A 22,032-nucleotide genomic window follows, 5' to 3' on the forward strand; every position below is an offset into this window, starting at 1 on the left:
GAACTTAGAAATGAAGCATGACAAGAAAAACTCGAAGATCATCCCGTTCCCGAACGTTAAGGAGCGTTTAGTGCACAAAGGGATGGCCGCGCTTAAAGAAAAGAATTACCATGAAGCGCTCAGGCTGTTTTCTGAAGCGAAGCGCTATGATGACGAGGAATCGGATATTTATCTGGGAATGGCCATCTGCCTGCTGGAAATCGGCGAGCTTGAAGAAGCGAAAGGCATCTGTGAAAAAATGCTGAAAGAAGGCCACGGCCACTATTTTACCGTTTTACAAGTCTATATGACGATTTTAATCCAGCTCAGACAATACGAAAAAGTAAAAGAAACGATTGAAGCTGTACTCGAAGAAAATAAGCTGCCTCCTGAAAGCGCGGAACAGTTTTATAAACTGCTTGATTTCAGCCGCAAGATGACGGAAGACCCCGGACCTGAGGATATCACCGAAGACCTTCCCGAGACGGAGGAGGTTGATCAGGAAAGGCTTTTGAATGACACGGAAGAGCAGGTTAAGCTTCTTCACGGACTGAAGGACCGCAATCTGACAAGCTATATCGGCTTGTTGAAAACAATTTTGCAAAATCCGAGCGCGCATCCTGTCGTAAAAACGATGATTCTCCAGCTTTTGGCCGAGTCAGACCATGAAAAGCCGACACTTGTCGCAAAATTTGGCGATTCGATGACAATTAATCCGACAGAGACAGTCAAGCCGGATGATATGCCGATATTAAAGCATGTTCTGAGCGTGCTGGATGATACGCTGGGGAATGAAAATCCCACGCTGTACCAAGCGGTCGAAGAGCTGTGGAGAAGGCATATTTACGTCCTCTATCCGTTTCAGCCGAAATACTCAAACCGCGAGCTCTGGGCTGCTGCGCTGCATAAAGTCGGATACGAAATGCACGGGATCGACATCGATAAAGAGGAGCTTCATATTCTCTATGAATTCAATGACAGACAGCTTGACGAGGCCTGCGCGCTCATCAAAGACATAGAAGAAATTTCTTATTTGTAAATGTTGAAAGCAGCGGGCATTGTGTTATAATATAGTGGTTGCATTTGTGAAAAACGGAAGTTGATCCGTTTGCCGCTTAAAGTTCATTATTTATCTTTGTATACATAATGATGGCTGTCAGAAACACATGAGCTGCACACAGTCGGCAGCTTGCGATGGACGTAGCCGTTTGTTTGTTTTAAAATGGAAAACCGACACAACCTGAATAGATTTTGGAGGGAAACACATGTCAGTAAAATGGGAAAAGCAAGAAGGAAACGAAGGCGTTTTAACGGTTGAGGTAGATGCCGATACCTTTAATAAAGCCCTTGATGATGCATTTAAAAAAGTCGTAAAGCAAGTATCCATTCCTGGATTCCGCAAAGGGAAAGTACCGCGCGGTTTGTTTGAACAGCGTTTTGGTGTTGAGGCGCTTTATCAGGATGCGCTGGACATCCTGCTTCCTGTCGAGTATCCGAAAGCGGTAGAGGAAGCGGGCATTGAGCCTGTTGATCGCCCGGAAATCGATGTGGAAAAAATCGAAAAAGGCGAAAACCTGATCTTCACTGCGAAGGTAACGGTTAAGCCTGAAGTGAAACTTGGCGAATACAAAGGCCTTGGCATTGAAAAAGACGATACTGCCGTAACGGATGAAGACGTTCAAAATGAACTGAAGTCTCTTCAAGAGCGCCAGGCTGAACTCGTTGTAAAAGAAGACGGCAAAGTGGAAGAAGGGGACACTGTTGTTCTTGACTTCGAAGGATTCGTAGACGGCGAAGCGTTCGAAGGCGGAAAAGCGGAAAACTATTCCCTTGAAGTCGGTTCAGGCTCTTTCATTCCAGGTTTTGAAGATCAGCTTGTCGGACTTGAAGCCGGTGCTGAAAAAGACGTAGAAGTAACATTCCCTGAGGAATACCATGCGGAAGAGCTTGCGGGCAAACCTGCCGTATTCAAAGTGAAAATCCACGAAATCAAAGCGAAGGAGCTTCCTGAGCTTAATGACGAGTTTGCGAAAGATGTCGATGAGGAAGTTGAAACGCTTGCCGAGCTGACTGAAAAAACGAAAAAACGTCTCGAGGAAGCAAAAGAAAACGAAGCGGACGCTAAACTTCGCGAAGAGCTTGTCGTAAAAGCAGCTGAAAACGCTGAAGCTGACATTCCTCAAGCGATGATCGACACAGAGCTTGACCGCATGATGAAAGAATTCGAACAGCGTCTGCAAATGCAAGGCATGAACCTTGAGCTTTACTTCCAATTCTCAGGACAGGATGAAAACGCGCTGAAAGAGCAAATGAAAGAGGATGCTGAAAAACGCGTGAAATCCAACCTGACACTGGAAGCGATCGCCAAAGCTGAAAACCTTCAAGTCACTGACGAAGAAGTCGAAGAAGAGCTTTCTAAAATGGCTGAAGCGTACAACATGCCTGTTGAAAACATCAAACAAGCAATCGGTTCTACAGAAGGAATGAAAGAGGACTTAAAAGTTCGCAAAGCAATTGATTTTCTTGTAGAAAACCGTTAATATGTTTCATAATCATACTTTATATAAAACAGGGCGCGAATGTTTCGTGCCTTGTTTTATACAATTTTGACTTATCATCTTTTCTTTGGGAAAGGATAGATAATGTCGTTTTGATCAACATACATATTGAATATGCCGAACGGCAAACACAACGTTATCGCCTTTTTGGAAAGTGTGGTAAAATGCAATACATAATGGAACGAATGTTTTCAAGCGATGTTTCTTTTAACGAAGAAACAGGAATGACAAGGATATAAGGGGTGAAAGAATGTTTAAATTCAACGAGGAAAAAGGACAATTAAAATGCTCGTTTTGCGGAAAAACACAAGATCAGGTACGCAAGCTTGTCGCCGGACCAGGCGTATATATATGTGACGAGTGCATCGAACTTTGCACTGAAATTGTAGAAGAGGAACTCGGCTCTGAAGAAGAAGTGGAGTTCAAAGATGTCCCAAAACCAAAGGAGATCCGCGAGATTCTTGATGAATACGTCATCGGCCAGGACCAGGCAAAAAAATCCCTTGCCGTGGCCGTCTACAATCATTACAAGCGGATCAATTCGAACAGCAAAGTCGATGATGTCGAGCTGTCAAAAAGTAATATTTCCATGATCGGACCGACTGGAAGCGGAAAAACGCTTCTTGCTCAAACACTAGCCCGCATCCTGAATGTGCCGTTTGCCATTGCAGATGCCACTTCGCTTACTGAAGCAGGCTATGTTGGTGAAGATGTGGAGAACATTTTGCTTAAGCTGATTCAGGCTGCTGACTACGATGTTGAAAAAGCGGAAAAAGGCATTATCTACATCGATGAAATCGATAAAGTAGCCAGAAAGTCCGAGAACCCTTCAATTACACGCGATGTATCAGGTGAAGGCGTTCAGCAGGCTCTGCTTAAAATTCTTGAAGGTACGGTTGCAAGCGTTCCTCCACAAGGCGGAAGAAAGCATCCTCATCAAGAGTTCATCCAGATTGACACAACGAACATCCTGTTCATTTGCGGCGGAGCTTTTGATGGAATCGAGCAAATCATCAAGCGCCGTCTCGGTCAAAAGGTCATTGGCTTCGGCTCTGACAACAAGCATGAAGATCTTGAAAAAGAAGCGCTTCTTTCCAAAGTTCTTCCGGAAGACTTGCTTCGCTTCGGTCTGATCCCTGAATTCATCGGCCGTCTCCCGATCATCGCAAGCCTTGAACCACTCGATGAAAAAGCGCTGGTTGAAATTTTAACAAAACCGAAAAACGCACTTGTTAAACAATATAGAAAAATGCTTGAGCTGGATGATGTGGAGCTTGTATTTGAAGACGAAGCGCTCACAGAAATCGCTAAAAAAGCAATTGAACGTAAAACAGGAGCACGCGGACTTCGTTCCATTATCGAAGGAATCATGCTCGACGTGATGTTCGATCTGCCGTCACGCGAGGATATTGAAAAATGCGTGATTACAGGCAAAACCGTCACTGACGGCGAACCGCCGCGTCTCATTATGAAAGACGGCACGGTCGTCAATAAAGACAAAAAAACTTCAGCATAATGCAGAGAACCTCCTAGCCAAAGGAGGTTCTTTTTTTGCATTTGGAACCGTCGTCATACAGAAAAAAGTGACGGTTCGAAAAGCAAAATTATCCCTTTCTGTACGTTTATTCCCTCCGTGATCAGGAAATACTATCTGACATACTTAAAGATACGAAACCATTTCAGGAGGGACCATCAGTTGAGCTGGACGAGCATTGCACTTTTTGTACAACTATTTTTCGGGATCATCATCGGATTATATTTTTGGAATCTGCTCAAGAATCAAAGAACCCAAAAGGTTACGATAGACAGAGAGTCCAAAAAAGAGATGGAACAGCTCCGGAAAATGAGATCAATCCATTTATCAGAACCGTTATCAGAAAAGGTAAGGCCGACAGCTTTTAAAGACATCGTCGGCCAAGAGGACGGCATTAAAGCGCTGAAAGCCGCCCTTTGCGGACCAAATCCGCAGCATGTCATTATTTACGGCCCTCCAGGTGTAGGGAAAACCGCAGCTGCAAGGCTTGTCCTCGAAGAAGCGAAAAAGAACAAGCGCTCACCGTTCCAGGAACATTCCGTCTTTGTCGAGCTTGACGCGACAACGGCCCGCTTCGACGAGCGGGGAATCGCCGACCCGTTGATCGGATCGGTCCACGATCCGATTTATCAGGGTGCCGGAGCGATGGGGCAGGCCGGAATTCCTCAGCCAAAGCAGGGAGCCGTTACGCATGCGCACGGCGGGGTATTATTCATCGACGAAATCGGAGAGCTTCATCCGATTCAAATGAATAAAATGCTGAAGGTGCTTGAAGATCGGAAAGTGTTTTTGGAAAGCGCCTATTACAGTGAAGAAAACACGCAAATCCCCAAACACATCCACGACATTTTTCAAAACGGGCTGCCGGCGGATTTCAGACTGATCGGCGCGACGACGAGGATGCCTGACGAAATCCCGCCAGCGATTCGGTCGAGATGTCTAGAAGTGTTCTTCCGCGACCTTGAAAAGCAAGAATTAAAAACGGTCGCCAAAAAAGCGGCTGATAAGATTCAGAAGAAAGTCGCAGAGGAAGGACTTGACCTGTTGACGCGGTATGCGAGAAACGGCCGCGAAGTCGTCAATATGATGCAAATCGCCGCCGGAATGGCTTTGACTGAAGAGCGCGACGAGGTGACGGTTGAAGATATCGAATGGGTGATCCATTCGAGCCAGCTGACACCGAAATATGAACAAAAAATCGCCTCCAAACCGCAGGTCGGCATCGTCAACGGACTTGCCGTCCACGGCCCTAACAGCGGTTCGCTGCTCGAAATTGAAGTCACAGTCAACAAGGCTGCTGATAAGGGATCGATTAATATCACAGGCATCGCAGAAGAAGAGAATATCGGCAACCAGTCAAAATCGATCCGACGGAAAAGCATGGCGAAAGGGTCGGTCGAAAATGTCATGACTGTATTGCGGACAATGGGAGTAAAAGCTTCGGATTATGATATTCACGTGAATTTCCCCGGCGGTATCCCGGTTGACGGACCATCTGCAGGAATTGCCATGGCGGCGGGCATTTTCTCCGCCATTCATAAGGTTCCGATAGACCATACTGTCGCCATGACGGGGGAAATCAGCCTGAACGGCCGGGTAAAGCCGATCGGCGGCGTGATTCCGAAAATCAAAGCGGCCAAGCATGCGGGGGCAAAAACTGTTATTATTCCGCACGAAAATGTCCAGTCGATTTTAAAGCGGATAGAAGGCGTACATATCATTCCCGTCAAAACCTTGCAGGAAGTGCTGGACCTTGCATTGGTCAACCCTCCTTCAGAAATGCCTGACGGCGCTCAGATGAAAAGAGAATCCGTATAAATCCCCATCATTTCAGATGGGGATTTTTTTCGGGCCGGTTTTCTCCGACAGGCGCCGGCATGTTTTCTTAGCGGAGGACATCTTTTCCTTTTTCAGAACTGAAAGAAAGGGTATACTACAGGAGACCCTTTTTATTTCGCCGGGCTTACAATTGTACAGGGATAAAAAAAGTATATTATAATGGTTCATACTAAAGTTACGGAGGTGTCAGTCAAAATGGCAGATGAAACGAAACGAAACATCCCGCTCCTCCCTTTAAGAGGTTTACTCGTCTATCCGACGATGGTTTTGCACCTTGACGTCGGGCGTGAAAAGTCGGTTCAGGCGCTTGAACAGGCGATGATGAATGACCATATGATTTTTTTGGCAACACAAAAGGACATATCCATAGACGAACCGGATGAAGACGAGATTTTTACATTCGGAACCTATACAAAAATCAAGCAGATGCTCAAGCTGCCGAACGGAACGATCCGCGTTTTGGTGGAGGGGCTGCAGCGCGCCCGCATTCTTGAGTACCATGATTTAGATGAATATACGTCTGTAAAAATCGAACGAATCGATGAAGAGACTGAAAAAGATGTTGAAGATGAAGCACTCATGCGCACATTGCTTGACCACTTCGATCAATACATAAAGATTTCGAAAAAAATATCGGCTGAAACATTTGCCGCTGTGACAGATATTGAAGAGCCGGGAAGAATGGCCGATATCGTCGCCTCCCACCTGCCGCTTAAGTTGAAAGACAAGCAGGAAGTGCTGGAAACGATCGATGTCAAAGCCAGATTAAACAAAGTGATCGACCTGATTCACAACGAAAAAGAAGTCCTTGAGATTGAAAAGAAGATCGGGCAGCGCGTCAAGCGTTCAATGGAAAGAACGCAAAAGGAGTATTACCTGCGCGAGCAGATGAAAGCCATCCAAAAAGAGCTTGGCGATAAAGAAGGAAAAACGGGCGAGGTCCAAAAGCTGACTGAGAAAATCGAACAGGCCGGCATGCCTGACAATGTGAAAGAAACCGCGTTTAAAGAGCTAAACCGGTACGAAAAAATTCCGTCAAGCTCAGCTGAAAGTTCTGTCATCCGCAATTATATTGAATGGCTTATTTCCCTCCCATGGAATGATGCAACAGAAGACAGGCTTGATTTAAATCTCGCCAGTCAAATTCTTGATGAAGAACATCACGGCCTTGAAAAAGTGAAAGAACGGGTTCTCGAATATTTGGCAGTCCAAAAGCTGACCCGCTCGTTAAAAGGACCGATCTTATGCTTGGCCGGACCTCCGGGTGTCGGAAAAACCTCGCTGGCCAAATCGATCGCCAAATCGCTCGGACGCAAATTTGTCCGCATTTCCCTTGGCGGCGTGAGGGATGAATCCGAAATCCGTGGCCACCGCCGCACATATGTAGGCGCCATGCCGGGCCGCATTATTCAGGGGATGAAAAAAGCAGGCAAGAACAATCCCGTGTTCCTTTTGGACGAGATTGATAAAATGGCTTCGGATTTCAGGGGAGATCCTGCTTCAGCGATGCTGGAAGTGCTCGATCCTGAACAAAACCATACGTTCAGCGACCATTATATTGAAGAGACGTTTGATTTATCAAAGGTTTTGTTTATTGCGACCGCGAACAACCTGGCCACAATCCCGGGTCCGCTCAGAGACCGTATGGAGATCATCACGATCGCGGGCTATACGGAAGTGGAAAAGGTCGAAATCGTCAAAGACCATCTGCTTCCAAAACAGCTGAAAGAACACGGTCTGAAAAAATCCAATCTGCAAATACGGGAGCAGGCTGTCCTTGATGTTATTCGCTATTATACGAGGGAAGCCGGCGTCAGAAGTCTTGAACGCCAAATCGCAGCGATATGCAGAAAAGCGGCGAAGCTGATCGTATCAGGGGAAAGAAAAAGAATTACGGTCACGGACAAAAACCTTGAAGACTATTTAGGAAAAAGAATGTTCAGGTACGGACAGGCTGAGCTCGACGATCAGATCGGCGTTGTCACAGGTCTTGCCTACACGACGGTCGGCGGAGATACGCTGTCCATCGAAGTGTCTCTTTCCCCCGGGAAAGGCAAGCTCATTTTAACCGGAAAGCTCGGCGATGTCATGAGAGAGTCGGCACAAGCCGCATTCAGCTATGTCCGTTCAAAAGCGGAAGAGTTAAACATCAACCCTGATTTTCATGAAAAACACGATATTCACATTCACGTGCCGGAAGGGGCCGTTCCGAAGGACGGGCCATCCGCGGGGATCACAATGGCGACAGCTCTTGTTTCGGCGCTGACGGGCCGACCTGTTTCACGAAATGTCGGCATGACCGGCGAAATCACGTTAAGAGGCCGCGTCCTTCCGATCGGCGGCTTGAAGGAAAAGGCGCTCGGCGCACACCGTGCCGGCTTAAAGACTGTCATTATGCCGAAAGATAATGAAAAAGACATTGAGGACATTCCAAACAGCGTGCGGGAAGGCTTAACCTTCATTCCTGTCGCTCACCTGGACGAAGTTCTAAAGCATGCGCTAGTAGGAGAAGAGAAATGAAAGTAACGAAATCAGAGATTGTCATCAGTGCGGTGAAACCCGAGCAGTACCCTGAAGGGGGGCTGCCGGAAATCGCCCTTGCCGGGAGATCTAATGTCGGAAAATCGTCATTTATCAATACAATGATCAACCGTAAAAACTTAGCGAGGACATCATCAAAGCCGGGCAAAACACAGACATTAAACTTTTATATCATTAACGATATTCTTCACTTTGTCGATGTGCCCGGTTACGGATTTGCGAAAGTCTCCAAAACGGAGCGCGAGGCTTGGGGCCGTATGATAGAGACGTATTTGACATCCCGCGAAGAACTGAAAGCGGTCGTCCAAATCGTCGACCTCAGGCATGCTCCTTCACAGGATGATGTCATCATGTACGACTTTTTAAAGCATTATGAAATTCCTGTGATCGTGATTGCGACAAAAGCGGATAAAATCCCTAAAGGTAAATGGGAAAAGCATGCCAAAGTCGTCAAAGAGACGCTCAATATAGAAAAAGAAGACCAGCTCATCTTGTTTTCCTCCGAGACGAAAAAGGGTAAACAAGAAGCGTGGTCGGCGATCGAGCAAATGATCGCAAGATAAAAGAAAAAGCACTTGCGGGATTGATGCAAGTGCTTTTTCTTGAATAAACTATTTTCTTTTTAAGAATAATAAAAGCAGACTAACCGCGATAAAAGCGGCCGGCCAATAAGCTTCTACATATGCCGTCTCGATATTCGCCGTCTTCAGCCAGGCGGCAATCTGCCGGAAAAAATAAAGATAGAGGGCGACTGCGATCATCAGCAGACTCTCATATTGATATTCTTTCGTCTTAAACGATTTGACAAGAAGCGCCGCACCGAGGATCAGCACGATGACCGCAAAATCATCCGCGCGGCTGAAATAGTCCTCTTTAAATGTGAAATAAACACCGATCGCTGTCATGAAGAGCCCTGCAAAGGAATGGGCGGAATCGGCTTCCTTCTGTCCCTGATAAAAAAGAGCCAGCCCGATGAGCCCCGCAAGTACAGACCATTCTTCCTGTCCGTCAAACAGGTTGATCCGGCCCGACCGCAGAAAGGCGTAGACAGCCACGGCTATCAACAGCAATGGAAGCAAAACAGATTTCTTTTTCAAAGTATCACCTTCTTGATGTAGTGAAAGAAATAGAAACACATTTTCTACTATATCACATCAATTTTTTAAAATCTGTTCACATTTTGGGAAGAGAAAATAGTGAATATATGTTATAATCGTTTTGAATAATAAATTCTATATTATAATCATTCTAATTTAGATAGATGTTGGGGGTGCAAGCAAGAGTTATGCATATACTTGTCGTGGGATTGGATTACAAATCAGCCCCTGTTGATATACGTGAAAAGTTAACCTTTCAGCCGGATGAGCTGGGGCAGGCGATGTCGCAATTGAAAGAAGAAAAAAGCATACTTGAGAATATCATCGTGTCGACATGCAACCGGACAGAGCTGTATGCAGTCGTTGATCAGCTGCACACCGGACGTTATTATATGAAAATGTTTTTGGCGAACTGGTTCGGACTAAGCAAAGAGGACATTTCGCCTTACTTGAAGTTTTATGAAAACGACGGAGCCGTTGAACATTTGTTCCGCGTATCGTGCGGATTGGATTCGATGGTTATTGGAGAAACGCAGATTTTAGGCCAAGTGCGTACAAGTTTTAAGCTGGCTCAGGAAGAGAAGACAATTGGTACCGTTTTCAACTATTTGTTTAAGCAGGCTGTCACCGTTGCCAAGCGCTGCCATGCCGAAACGGACATTGCTTCAAATGCTGTATCCGTAAGCTATGCAGCCGTCGAGCTTGCCAGGAAAATCTTCGGCGACCTTTCCGATAAACACGTGCTGATTCTCGGCGCGGGCAAAATGGGAGAGCTTGCGGTTCAAAACCTGCACGGCCACGGAATCGGACAGGTTACCGTGATCAACAGAACATTTTCAAAAGCGAAGGAGCTTGCCGGCCGTTTTTCAGGCGCGGCGAAAAGCTTAAATGAGCTGCAATGCGCTTTAATGGAAGCCGACATTCTCATCAGTTCAACGGGCGCAAGCGGCTATGTCGTCACAAAAGAGATGATCGAACATGTCAATAAGCTTCGCAAAGGATGTCCGCTTTTTATGGTGGATATTGCCGTGCCGCGGGATCTTGACCCGGCTCTCAGCGATGTGGAAGGCGTCTTTCTGTACGATATTGACGATCTTGAAGGGATCGTGGAAGAAAATCTGAAGGAGCGTCAGGCCGTTGCTGAAGAAGTGGAGCTGATTATTGAAGCTGAGATCGTCGCTTTTAAACAATGGCTGAATACGCTCGGCGTCGTGCCGGTCATCTCTGCTCTCAGGGAAAAAGCTTTGACAATCCAGGCGGAAACGATGCAGAGCATCGAACGGAAGCTCCCTCACTTGAGCACAAGAGAGAAAAAACTTTTAAACAAGCATACGAAAAGCATTATCAACCAGCTCTTGCGCGACCCGATTTTAAAAGTGAAGGAGTTTGCGTCAGAAGCTGATGCCGAAGAAAAGCTTGCACTGTTTACGCAGATTTTTGATATTGAAGAAGCGGCTTTTCCTGACGGAGAGAATCAAGACGAACGCCAGCCGGTTCATGCGTTTAAGCGGCAAAACCAGCAGGGTTTGACTTCTATCGCGAGCGAGTGACAGACATGACAGACACATTGTTAGCAAGGCTTAACGAAGTTACAATCGTGTTGTACGCGCTCACCGTCCTCTTTTATTTTATAGACTTTTTACAGCACAACCGGAAGGCGGGAAAAGCGGCCTTCTGGTTGCTTTCTATTGTCTGGATTCTGCAGACGGTATACCTTTTTTATTTCATGCAGTACACAGATCAGTTTCCTGTTTTGAATAATGCACAGGGGCTTTATTTTTACGCGTGGGTGCTTGTCACGCTGTCTCTCGTTTTGACGAAGCTTTTGAAAGTGGAATTTCTCGTTTTTTTCACCAATCTCATCGGCTTTTCAATGGCGGCGATCCACACGTTTACACCGACGGCCCAGCAGTCGGCGGAGCTTTCGGGAAGGCTCGTGTCCGAGCTCTTGATCATCCACATTACAATGGCGATTCTTTCGTATGGAGCGTTTTCATTGTCGTTTGTCTTTTCCGTGCTGTATCTTTTTCAGTACCGTTTATTGAAAAAGAAAAAGTGGGGGAAATGGCTCTTACGAATCGAAGATTTGCCAAAACTTGATCATATGGCTTATGTCCTTAATCTCATCGGCGTTCCCATGCTTTTGCTGAGTCTGATTCTGGGGATTATCTGGTCGTATGTATCGCTTGAAACCCTGTACTGGGCGGATCCGAAAGTGCTCGGATCGATCGTGCTGCTTTTTTTATACGGATACTATTTATTTATCAGGATTGTCAAAGAGCTGCAGGGAAGGATCGCGGCCATGTGGAATACCGCGTCTTTTCTTGTTCTTTTAATCAATTTCTTTTTGCTCGGCAGCTTTTCGCAATTTCATTGGTTTAGTTAGTTAAAACGGTTGCCCGTGACGGATTGGGAGGAAGAAAACATGAGAAACATCATTGTAGGCTCAAGAAGAAGCAAATTGGCGATGACCCAGACAAAATGGGTGATCAAAAAGCTGGAGGAATTAAATCCGGATTTCACGTTTGAAATAAAGGAAATCGTTACAAAAGGCGACCGGATCTTGGATGTTACCCTGTCAAAGGTCGGCGGGAAAGGCCTGTTCGTCAAAGAAATCGAACAGGCGATGCTTTCCGGGGAAATTGATATGGCCGTTCACAGCATGAAGGACATGCCGTCGGCGCTTCCCGAAGGGCTGGTGGTCGGCTGCATTCCAAAACGGGAAGATGCCAGGGACGTTCTCATTTCAAAAAGCCGTCAAAAGCTGGCCGACCTGAAACAAGGTGCGGTTATCGGCACGAGCAGCCTCAGAAGAAGCGCGCAGCTTTTGCAAATGCGCCCCGACCTTGAGATCAAGTGGATCAGGGGAAATATCGATACAAGGCTGAAAAAACTTGAAACTGAAGATTACGACGCGATTATTTTAGCAGCGGCAGGCCTGTCAAGAATGGGCTGGAAGGACGATGTCGTCACCGAATTTCTTGATCCAGAGAGCTGCCTTCCCGCCGTTGGGCAAGGCGCGTTGGCGATCGAGTGCAGAGGCTCGGATGAGGAGCTGCTGTCCCTCTTTTCGCGCCTGAACGACCGCTACACACAGCTGACCGTCACGGCCGAGCGCGCTTTTCTTCATGCGATGGAAGGCGGCTGCCAAGTGCCAATCGCCGGATTTGCGACGATGGACGAAGACGGCGTCATCGAACTGACCGGTCTTGTGGCATCGCCTGACGGAAAAACCGCATACAGAGAAACAGTAAAAGGAAAAGATCCGGAGGCTGTCGGCAGAGAATGCGCGGCGGTCATGTCGGAAAAAGGAGCAAAGGCACTGATTGACCGTGTGAAACAGGAGCTGGAAGACAATGAAGCATGATCTTCCTTTACAGGGAAAGAAAGTGCTCGTCACCCGCAATAAAGCCCAAGCCCAATCCTTCAGGGAAAAGGTGGAGGCTTTGGGCGGAGAAGCTGTTTTAACGTCATTGATTTCGTTTCGGCCCGCCCTCCCGCGAGAACAGGCCCAGCGCTTTCGAGCAGATCTTGAAAGCGCGGACTGGCTTGTTTTTACAAGCGTGAACGGGGCAAAATTCTTTTTTTCTTATTTGAAGAACGCCGGGTTCAGCGTTCCTTTCGCATCAAAGGCCAAGGTTGCCGCTGTCGGTGAAAAAACGGCCAGGTATTTGCGCGACAGGGGTCTTTCTGTCGATCTGATGCCTGAGTTATACGTGGCTGAACATTTGGCGGAGGCACTGAAGCGAAATGTCGGCCGTCATGATAAAGTGGCCGTTTTAAAAGGGAATTTATCCCGGGACGTCATCAAGAAAACCCTCACTCCGCTCGGAATTCAAGTTTCGGAATGGATTTTGTATGAAACCGTTCGTGATGAAAAGGGAATTCTGGAGCTTAAGGAAGCAGCAAAACACGCGTCTTTTGATTTTGTGACATTTACCAGCTCCTCGACGGTACATACATTCATGTCCATTTTGAAAGAGGAGAGCAGAACGTGGGCTGAAAAGAACGGTACGGCTTTTATTACGATCGGGCCTATGACAAAGAAGGCGCTGTCGGACTACGGAATTCCTTCATATATGCCGGACGTCTATACAATCGACGGAATGCTGCGTGAAATATGCCGCATTTCAAGAAAGGGAGAATGACAAATGGAAGCATCATTTCAAAGACACCGCCGCCTGCGGACGACAGCAGGTATGCGAAAATTGGTAAGAGAAACCGAGTTAAGAGCATCTGACTTTATTTATCCGATATTTGTAACCGAGGAAGAGAACGTTAAAAGCGAAGTTCCGTCCATGCCGGGCGTATACCAGCTGTCTTTGGACCGGCTGAAAGAGGAAATGGAGGAAGTCGCAGGCCTCGGCATTCAATCTGTGATCGTCTTCGGCGTGCCTGAACACAAAGATGATGTGGGAAGCGGAGCCTATCACAACCACGGCATCGTTCAAAAAGCGATTGCACAAATTAAACAAGACTTTCCTGAGCTTGTCGTTATCGCAGATACATGCCTATGCGAGTACACGGACCACGGTCACTGCGGCCTTGTGGAAAACGGTGAAATACTAAATGACGAATCGCTCGTTCTTTTGGCAAAAACCGCTGTCAGCCAAGCCCGTGCAGGCGCTGACATTATTGCGCCTTCAAACATGATGGACGGTTTCGTTGCCGCCATCAGGGATGCGCTTGATCAGGAAGGATTTACAAATGTGCCGATCATGTCGTACGCTGTAAAATATGCGAGCGCGTTTTACGGCCCGTTCCGCGATGCCGCGGGAAGCAGTCCGCAGTTCGGCGACCGCAAGACGTACCAAATGGATTATGCCAACCGCAGGGAGGCTCTCCGGGAGGCAAAATCCGATGTGGAAGAAGGCGCCGATTTCCTGATCGTCAAGCCGACGCTTTCATATCTTGATATCGTCAGAGAAGTGAAAAACGAATTTAACCTGCCTGTTGTCGGATACAATGTAAGCGGGGAGTATGCGATGGTCAAAGCCGCGGCACAAAACGGCTGGATTGAAGAAAAAGCTCTTGTTCTCGAAATGCTGACAAGCATGAAACGGGCGGGCGCTGATTTGATCATTACGTACTTTGCAAAAGATGCGGCAAAATGGATTTCGGAATAAGAATTTGAACTGGGGGTTTTAGAGGATGCGGAGCTATGAGAAGTCTAAAGCGGCATTCGAAGAGGCGCAACGAGTCATGCCTGGCGGGGTGAACAGCCCGGTCAGAGCCTTTAAATCAGTGAACATGGACCCGATTTTTATGGAACGGGGAAAAGGATCAAAAATCTATGATATTGACGGAAACGAATACATCGATTATGTCTTGTCATGGGGACCGCTTATTTTAGGACACAGCAATGAAAAAGTGGTGAAAGAAATTCAAAACACGGCAGAACACGGGACAAGCTTCGGTGCACCGACAGAACTGGAAACCGAGCTTGCCGAGCTTGTCATCGACCGCGTTCCTTCCATAGAAATCGTTCGGATGGTAAGCTCCGGTACGGAGGCGACGATGAGCGCCTTGCGGCTGGCGCGCGGTTACACAGGCCGTAACAAAATCGTGAAATTTGAAGGCTGCTACCATGGACACGGTGATTCCCTGCTGATTAAAGCGGGCTCTGGAGTAGCAACGCTCGGCCTCCCTGACAGTCCCGGAGTTCCGGAAAGCATTGCAAAAAACACGATTACCGTTCCTTACAATGATCTGGAAAGCATGAAGCTTGTCTTTCAGGAATTCGGAGAGGACATTGCCGGCGTTATCGTTGAACCTGTCGCGGGCAATATGGGTGTTGTACCTCCGGTTAAAGGGTTCCTCGAAGGGCTTCGCGAGCTGACTGAGACGCATGGCGCTCTGCTGATTTTTGATGAAGTAATGACAGGCTTCAGGGTGGGCTACAACTGTGCGCAAGGCTATTTCGGAGTGACGCCTGATTTGACTTGCCTCGGAAAAGTGATCGGCGGCGGTCTTCCTGTCGGCGCTTATGGAGGAAAGGCGGAAATCATGGAGAAAATTGCGCCGAGCGGTCCGATCTATCAGGCCGGCACGCTGTCCGGCAACCCGCTTGCCATGACAGCCGGACTCGAAACATTGAAACAGCTGACTCCTGAATCCTACCAGGAATTCTCCCGCAAAGCAGACCGTTTGGAAAAAGGAATTTCTGAAGCTGCCGGGAAAAATGGCATTCCGTGTACATTTAATCGAGCGGGGTCTATGATCGGCTTTTTCTTCACAAATGAACCGGTCATCAATTATGATACAGCGAAACAGTCTGATCTCGGACTGTTTGCCGAATATTATAAAGGGATGGCCGATGAAGGCGTGTTTCTCCCGCCTTCACAGTTTGAAGGGCTGTTCTTGTCAACCGCTCATACGGATGACGACATTGAGCATACGATTCAAGCTGCTGAACGCGTATTCGAAAGAATCAGCCGCTCCAGATAAAGAAAAGGGCTGCCGGACATTGCCGGCGGCTCTTTTTTGCATGGTGCCGGTAACGGCTTATGATTTTTCTGTTCATATTCTCCCTGCTTTTCTCATACATCTTTACTGACATCTAATTTTAAAAATTAGGTGAAGGGAGGATATCAGTTTGCCGCAAAACAATCGTTTGCAATTTTCTGTAGAAGAGTCAATCTGTTTTCAAAAAGGACAGGAAGTATCCGAATTATTATCGATTTCATTGGATCCTGACATTACCGTTCAGGAAGTAAATGATTATGTATCCATACGAGGGTCATTAGAGCTGACAGGCGAATACAACATAGATCAAACCCGGGAATATGCAGAGCTGCCTGCGACAAGCCGATTTGTGGAAGATGTAAAGCTGAAAGGGGACGGCAGCGCAGAGCTGACGCATTGTTTCCCAGTGGATATCACCATCCCGAAAGACAAGGTCAATCATTTAAACGACGTATTTGTTTTTATTGACGCTTTCGATTATCAGCTGACAGATGCGAGAATGCTGACGATTCAAGCTGATTTGGCGATTGAAGGCCTCTTGAATGTAAGCGGTGAAGCCGGAGAAGAAGAACCGCGTACTATGCCTGCGGCCGTCCAGCCGGAAGAGGAGCTTGAGCCTGCCTTCAGATCACCTTCAAACGACGAAGAACAGGGTAAAGAGGAAGAATTTTTGATTCAGCTTGACAGATCTTATGAAGAGCAGGACGAAGAACAGCCGTATGAAGAAGCAGAAGAAACTGATACCGATGCGGAAGCGGTTCCGATTTACCAGTCGTTTCTCGGAGACGATACAGAGGAAACAAAGCCGTTTTTTACAGCGTCTTTGTCTGCGGCAGAGCGGACGAAGCGCGAAATGGAAAATCCAAAAGACGCCGCTCTTGAACATCCGGAAGAAGAATATGAGCTGAAAAGGGAGAAAGTAGAAGCAAAACCGGAAGAATATGAGCTGAAAAGGGAGAAAGTAGAAGCAAAGCCGGAAGAATATGAGCTGAAAGAGGAGAAAGAAGCAAAGCCGGAAGAACACGAGCTAATTAGGGAGAAAGTGGAAGCAAAGCCGGAAGAATATGAGCTGAAAGAGGAGAAAGAAGCAAAGCCGGAAGAATACGAGTTAAAAAGGGAAGAAGCGGAAGCAGAGCCGGAGCCGCTCCAAAGGGCTTATCAAACTCATGATGAACCGAAAGAAACCCCGTTCTACGGTGTTCCGCCTCTTTTGGAGGAAGACCAGAATGACAGGGAGCCTGAGACGTTTGAAGTTGAAGTGACACAGAAAGCAGAAGCGATTGATGAAGAAGAGGAAGCCGGACATACCATTGAAATCCCGGAATATTCGTTTCATGAGCAGACGGAGCCTGAAGAAGAAAGAGATGAGATGCCGGCAGCAGACGACCAGGAAGTGTCAGCTAAGGAGAATGACAATGCTCTCTATTTGACAAAGCTGTTTACAAAACAGGGAGAGGAGGAGTTTACTCGAATGAGGATGTGCATCGTTCAGCAAAACGATACCATTGATCTTCTGTGCGAACGCTATGATATTAACGTCCAGCAGCTCATCCGGATGAATTCCCTTTCCCTTGACGAGGAATTAAAAGAGGGACAGATCCTTTATATACCGGATTATCAAAGCAGCCATGCCTAATGCATTGATAAAAATGTGGTGAAGCCGATGGAAGGCATCCAGTCTGTTTTAAATGAGTACGGTCTTACGCCTGAATATATGGAATCGGTCAGTCCGAAGGTATGGAAAGTGTATACGGATCACGGTGTATTCGCCCTGAAAAAATTGGCGGCTTCAAGAAACACCCGCTTCACGGAACAGATGATCATGCTGGAGGAAAAAGGCTACAGGCAGTTCGTTCCCGTCTATCGAAACCGCACGGGCGAATTTTTAACGCAAGCCGGAGAAGATGTCTGTTATCTCATGCCTTGGCTTACCCTTGAAAGAGAGGAAGAGCGTGAACAAAAACACGAATATATGTTTAAAGAAATCGCTCTTCTTCACCAGCGGACGGAAAAAGAGCTCGTTGTGAGGCGGGAAGAAATACTCGGGCACTATGAACGGACAAAACGGAAATGGGAACAGCAAAAACAGAAATATGAAGAATTCATTTCAAGAGCGGAAAACGAATGGTATATGTCCCCGTTCCAGCTTCAGGCAGCCATGTATTTCAAAGAGACGATATCAGCTGCAGACTTTGCGCTTGCCCGCCTTGAAGAGTGGTATGAGACCATGAAAGACAAAGAGTCTTCCAGAATGGTTTTAAACCACGGGCAGCTGTCCGTCCGGCATTTTCTCTATAACGATACCGGAACGGGTTACTTTACGAACTTTGAGAAAGCGGGACACGGGCCGCCTGTGAACGATCTCATCGTATTTTTTACAAGAATGTTTAAGACGAACCCCGTTATGTGCACGGAATGTGTAAACTGGTTTTATACGTATCACAATGTCTATCCTTTGCGGGAGGAAGAAATCAGCTTATTCCTCAGCTATATGGCTTACCCCGGGCCTGTATTCGGCGTGCTGAACCGCTACGGCCTTGAGAAGGGGCTTGGAGAAAAAGAAGCCTGTACAACGCTTTTGAAGGCGTACTGGCAAATGAAAAACGCCGAACCGCTTGTGATGAGCATTCACGAGACGGAAGAAAACAGAAAACTGCAGGAAGAAACAGAGTCCCCATCATCATGATGCGGACTTTTTTCGTGCCTATATCCAGTCAAGGTGAAAGGCGCACGCAAGGAATATGAGAATGCCCAAAAGGAGGACATCAAATGTGGTAGGAAAGATGATCGTGCGTATGCCCTGGAAGATCGTGATCGGGAGGACGACTTGAACAGCAACAAGCCTGACTTGCTTCAGCCACGGCTGGAATGAATGTGTATTGAATTTTTTTCGCATCTTATGCCTCCTCTCCTTATCGTTACAGCATCATATGAGGAAAAGGAGCTTGTGTGCATGGCCCAGTATCGTATAAAACAAGAGAAAAACGGAAAAGATGATTGACGAAAATGAAAAAGATTTAGTAATATAAGAAAAAGAAAAAGTACGTGCTGAAAAGTCAATGATCACCCGCTTTGAATGGGAAGAGTACAAAAACAGACGCTTGCAGAGAGGGAAGCCGGTTCGCTGAAAGGCTCCCAGTCAGTCTTTTTTGGAAGGTCGCCCAGGAGCGCAATTTCTCGAACGAAAAAGTAGAGAAATTCGGGAAAGTCCCGTTATCCCATTTAAGTGCGTGAATGCGTTTTTCGCATTCATGAAAAAAGGTGGTACCGCGAGAGAGTTCTCTTCGTCCTTTTAACAGGATCGAGAGGGCTCTTTTTTATTGTTCAGCCGTTTAATACTGTTGGAGGTTTGAAAATGGATAATCAAGAACTGACGATGCCGACAAAATACGATCCGTCTGCAGTTGAAAAAGACAGATACGACTATTGGGTGAACGGCAAATTTTTCGAAGCGAAAAACGACCCTGAAAAAGAACCGTACACCGTTGTTATTCCCCCGCCGAATGTGACGGGTAAGCTGCACTTGGGGCATGCTTGGGATTCCACTTTGCAGGATATCGTGACAAGAATGAAACGGATGCAGGGCTATGACGTGCTCTGGCTGCCGGGTATGGATCACGCCGGTATTGCAACTCAGGCAAAAGTAGAAGCGAAGCTTCGCGAAGAAGGAAAAACGCGCTATGATCTCGGCCGCGAAAAATTCCTTGAAGAAACATGGAAATGGAAAGAGGAATATGCCGATTTTATTCGCAGCCAATGGGCGAAAATCGGCCTCGGCCTCGACTATTCAAGGGAGCGGTTCACCCTTGATGAAGGGCTTTCTAAAGCGGTGCGCGAAGTATTTGTAAAGCTATATGAAAAAGGGCTGATTTACCGCGGGGAATATATCATTAACTGGGACCCGGCCACTAAAACGGCTCTGTCTGACATCGAAGTCATCTATAAAGACGTACAAGGCGCATTCTATCATATGCGCTATCCGCTGAAAGACGGTTCAGGCTCAATTGAAATTGCGACGACCCGTCCGGAAACGATGCTCGGCGATACAGCGGTTGCGGTACATCCGGAAGACGAGCGGTACAAACACCTAATCGGAAAAACGGTCATTCTGCCGATCACGGGAAGAGAAATTCCGATTGTCGGAGACGACTACGTCGATATGGAATTCGGCTCAGGTGCCGTCAAAATTACGCCTGCCCATGATCCGAACGACTTTGAAATCGGAAACCGCCACAACCTTGAACGCATTCTCGTTATGAATGAAGACGGCACGATGAATGACAAGGCGCTTCAATATAAGGGCATGGATCGTTTTGAATGCCGCAAGCAGATCGTGAAAGATCTTCAGGAAGAAGGCGTGCTGTTCAAGATTGAAGAACATACGCATTCGGTCGGCCACAGCGAACGCAGCGGAGCAGTCGTTGAGCCGTATTTGTCAACGCAGTGGTTCGTGCAAATGCAGCCGCTTGCCGATGCCGCCATCGAATTGCAAAAAAGCGAAGGAAAAGTCAACTTCGTCCCTGACCGTTTTGAAAAAACGTATCTGCACTGGATGGAAAATATCCGCGACTGGTGCATTTCCCGCCAGCTTTGGTGGGGCCACCGGATTCCTGCGTGGTACCATAAAGAAACGAGCGAAATCTATGTGGGCGCTGAAGCGCCGGAAGATGCCGAAAACTGGGAGCAGGACAAAGACGTTCTTGACACATGGTTCAGTTCCGCTCTTTGGCCGTTTTCAACGATGGGCTGGCCGGATATCGATGAGGAAGATTTCAAGCGTTACTATCCGACGAACGTCCTTGTCACAGGATATGATATTATTTTCTTCTGGGTATCCAGAATGATCTTCCAAGGTATCGAATTTACCGGAGAACGTCCGTTTAAAGATGTTTTGATCCACGGGCTCATCCGCGACGACCAAGGCCGCAAAATGAGCAAATCGCTCGGAAACGGCGTCGATCCGATGGATGTGATCGATAAGTACGGAGCGGATTCGCTGCGCTACTTCCTTGCAACGGGAAGCTCTCCTGGGCAGGATTTACGCTTCAGCTTTGAAAAAGTGGAGTCAACATGGAATTTTGCGAACAAGATTTGGAACGCATCAAGATTCGCCTTGATGAACATGGACGGCATGACATACGAAGAGCTTGATTTGTCAGGAGAAAAATCAGTTGCCGATAAGTGGATTTTAACAAGGTTGAATGAAACGATTGAAACTGTGACACAGCTGGCTGACAAGTACGAATTCGGCGAGGTTGGCCGCCATCTCTACAATTTTATCTGGGATGATTTCTGCGACTGGTACATCGAAATGGCTAAACTTCCGCTTTACGGTGAAGATGAAGCGGCGAAAAAGACGACCCGCTCCATTTTAGCGTATGTGCTGGATCAAACGATGCGCCTGTTACATCCGTTTATGCCTTTCCTGACGGAGGAGATCTGGCAGCATCTTCCTCACGAAGGGGAATCCATTACAGTCGCCAAGTGGCCTGAAGCTGTTAAAGAATATACGGACACCGAAGCAGCGGCGGATATGAAGCTTCTCGTTGAAGTCATCCGCGCTGTACGGAACATCCGCAGCGAAGTCAACACGCCGCTCAGCAAGCAGATTGAGCTTTATATTAAAACAAGCACGCCGGAAATCGCCGAACGACTTGAAGAAAACCGTTTGTACGTGGAACGCTTTACGAATCCGAGCCTTCTTCAAATCGGAACGGATATTCAAGCGGTCGATAAAGCGATGACCGCTGTCGTATCCGGCGCCGAGCTGATTTTGCCGCTCGAAGGTCTGATTAACATTGAGGAAGAAATTAGCCGCCTGCAAAAAGAACTCGATAAGCTGACGAAGGAAGTTGAACGGGTTCAGAAGAAATTAGGCAACGAAGGATTTATGAAAAAAGCGCCTGCACATGTCATTGAAGAAGAGCGGGCGAAAGAAGCCGATTATGCAGCGAAACGTGAAGCTGTAGAAAAAAGAATCGCCGAATTGAAAAATTAATCACACGAAAAAAGGAGGTGT

Annotated in this window: 17 protein-coding genes and 1 other annotated feature; of the genes, 15 read left to right on the forward strand and 2 right to left on the reverse strand. The window is 47.1% G+C overall.

The window, feature by feature from the left end; genetic code table 11:
• The first annotated feature begins 10 nt into the window (after nucleotides 1-10).
• The 6 genes from ddcA to yihA all read left to right on the forward strand — a co-directional run bounded on the left by ddcA (nucleotide 11) and on the right by yihA (nucleotide 9,014).
• Nucleotides 11-1,018 (forward strand): DNA damage checkpoint antagonist DdcA, encoded by a 1,008-nt coding sequence (gene ddcA, locus M1E06_RS06645; RefSeq protein ID WP_023855434.1) that lies wholly within the window; start codon nucleotides 11-13, stop codon nucleotides 1,016-1,018.
• A gap of 226 nt (nucleotides 1,019-1,244) precedes the next feature.
• Nucleotides 1,245-2,519 (forward strand): trigger factor, encoded by a 1,275-nt coding sequence (gene tig / locus M1E06_RS06650; protein ID WP_020452470.1) that lies wholly within the window; start codon nucleotides 1,245-1,247, stop codon nucleotides 2,517-2,519.
• 268 nt (nucleotides 2,520-2,787) lie between these two features.
• The gene (gene clpX / locus M1E06_RS06655; protein WP_003184083.1) at nucleotides 2,788-4,053 is read left to right on the forward strand and encodes an ATP-dependent protease ATP-binding subunit ClpX; all 1,266 of its coding nucleotides are present in this window, start codon (nucleotides 2,788-2,790) and stop codon (nucleotides 4,051-4,053) included.
• A gap of 180 nt (nucleotides 4,054-4,233) precedes the next feature.
• Nucleotides 4,234-5,889 (forward strand): ATP-dependent protease LonB, encoded by a 1,656-nt coding sequence (gene lonB, locus M1E06_RS06660; RefSeq protein ID WP_035338220.1) that lies wholly within the window; start codon nucleotides 4,234-4,236, stop codon nucleotides 5,887-5,889.
• A 216-nt stretch (nucleotides 5,890-6,105) separates the two neighbouring features.
• Nucleotides 6,106-8,430, forward strand: coding sequence for an endopeptidase La (gene lon, locus M1E06_RS06665; RefSeq protein WP_020452468.1), 2,325 nt, complete (start codon nucleotides 6,106-6,108; stop codon nucleotides 8,428-8,430).
• Nucleotides 8,427-9,014, forward strand: a complete 588-nt coding sequence (gene yihA, locus M1E06_RS06670; RefSeq protein WP_035338222.1) for a ribosome biogenesis GTP-binding protein YihA/YsxC — start codon at nucleotides 8,427-8,429, stop codon at nucleotides 9,012-9,014. Before lon ends, yihA begins: the two co-directional genes overlap by 4 nt.
• Nucleotides 9,015-9,062: 48 nt before the next feature.
• Here yihA and M1E06_RS06675 read toward each other — a convergent pair whose 3' ends face one another.
• Nucleotides 9,063-9,548: a hypothetical protein gene (locus M1E06_RS06675; protein WP_035338224.1), complete on the reverse strand. Its 486-nt coding sequence runs from the start codon at nucleotides 9,546-9,548 to the stop codon at nucleotides 9,063-9,065.
• A gap of 188 nt (nucleotides 9,549-9,736) precedes the next feature.
• Here M1E06_RS06675 and hemA point away from each other — a divergent pair, with 188 nt between their 5' ends.
• From hemA to ysxE, 8 genes are all read left to right on the forward strand, one after another.
• Nucleotides 9,737-11,098 carry a glutamyl-tRNA reductase gene (gene hemA / locus M1E06_RS06680; RefSeq protein WP_020452465.1) on the forward strand — a complete coding sequence of 454 codons (1,362 nt, stop codon included), beginning with the start codon at nucleotides 9,737-9,739 and terminating at the stop codon, nucleotides 11,096-11,098.
• 5 nt (nucleotides 11,099-11,103) lie between these two features.
• On the forward strand, nucleotides 11,104-11,934 hold the full coding sequence (locus M1E06_RS06685; protein WP_020452464.1) for a cytochrome c biogenesis protein: 831 nt from the start codon (nucleotides 11,104-11,106) through the stop codon (nucleotides 11,932-11,934).
• A gap of 39 nt (nucleotides 11,935-11,973) precedes the next feature.
• Nucleotides 11,974-12,915, forward strand: coding sequence for a hydroxymethylbilane synthase (hemC, locus tag M1E06_RS06690; RefSeq protein WP_020452463.1), 942 nt, complete (start codon nucleotides 11,974-11,976; stop codon nucleotides 12,913-12,915).
• Nucleotides 12,905-13,696, forward strand: a complete 792-nt coding sequence (locus M1E06_RS06695; RefSeq protein ID WP_035338226.1) for a uroporphyrinogen-III synthase — start codon at nucleotides 12,905-12,907, stop codon at nucleotides 13,694-13,696. Before hemC ends, M1E06_RS06695 begins: the two co-directional genes overlap by 11 nt.
• Before the next feature lie 3 nt (nucleotides 13,697-13,699).
• On the forward strand, nucleotides 13,700-14,674 hold the full coding sequence (gene hemB / locus M1E06_RS06700) for a porphobilinogen synthase (protein WP_020452461.1): 975 nt from the start codon (nucleotides 13,700-13,702) through the stop codon (nucleotides 14,672-14,674).
• A gap of 25 nt (nucleotides 14,675-14,699) precedes the next feature.
• Complete coding sequence (gene hemL / locus M1E06_RS06705) at nucleotides 14,700-15,995, forward strand: glutamate-1-semialdehyde 2,1-aminomutase (RefSeq protein ID WP_020452460.1); 1,296 nt, start codon at nucleotides 14,700-14,702, stop codon at nucleotides 15,993-15,995.
• Nucleotides 15,996-16,143: 148 nt separating this feature from the next.
• On the forward strand, nucleotides 16,144-17,649 hold the full coding sequence (locus M1E06_RS06710) for a LysM peptidoglycan-binding domain-containing protein (protein WP_035338228.1): 1,506 nt from the start codon (nucleotides 16,144-16,146) through the stop codon (nucleotides 17,647-17,649).
• Between the two features lie 27 nt (nucleotides 17,650-17,676).
• Nucleotides 17,677-18,699 carry a spore coat protein YsxE gene (ysxE, locus tag M1E06_RS06715; protein WP_035338231.1) on the forward strand — a complete coding sequence of 341 codons (1,023 nt, stop codon included), beginning with the start codon at nucleotides 17,677-17,679 and terminating at the stop codon, nucleotides 18,697-18,699.
• 18 nt (nucleotides 18,700-18,717) lie between these two features.
• Here ysxE and M1E06_RS06720 read toward each other — a convergent pair whose 3' ends face one another.
• Entirely contained in the window at nucleotides 18,718-18,909 is a 192-nt protein-coding gene (locus M1E06_RS06720; protein ID WP_020452457.1) for a hypothetical protein, read from the reverse strand.
• A 167-nt stretch (nucleotides 18,910-19,076) separates the two neighbouring features.
• Nucleotides 19,077-19,308: a binding site (T-box leader), on the forward strand.
• 60 nt (nucleotides 19,309-19,368) lie between these two features.
• Here M1E06_RS06720 and M1E06_RS06725 point away from each other — a divergent pair.
• Nucleotides 19,369-22,011 carry a valine--tRNA ligase gene (locus M1E06_RS06725; protein ID WP_035338233.1) on the forward strand — a complete coding sequence of 881 codons (2,643 nt, stop codon included), beginning with the start codon at nucleotides 19,369-19,371 and terminating at the stop codon, nucleotides 22,009-22,011.
• The last annotated feature ends 21 nt before the right edge of the window (nucleotides 22,012-22,032 follow it).

Source organism: Bacillus sp. AK124 (genome assembly GCF_053903085.1).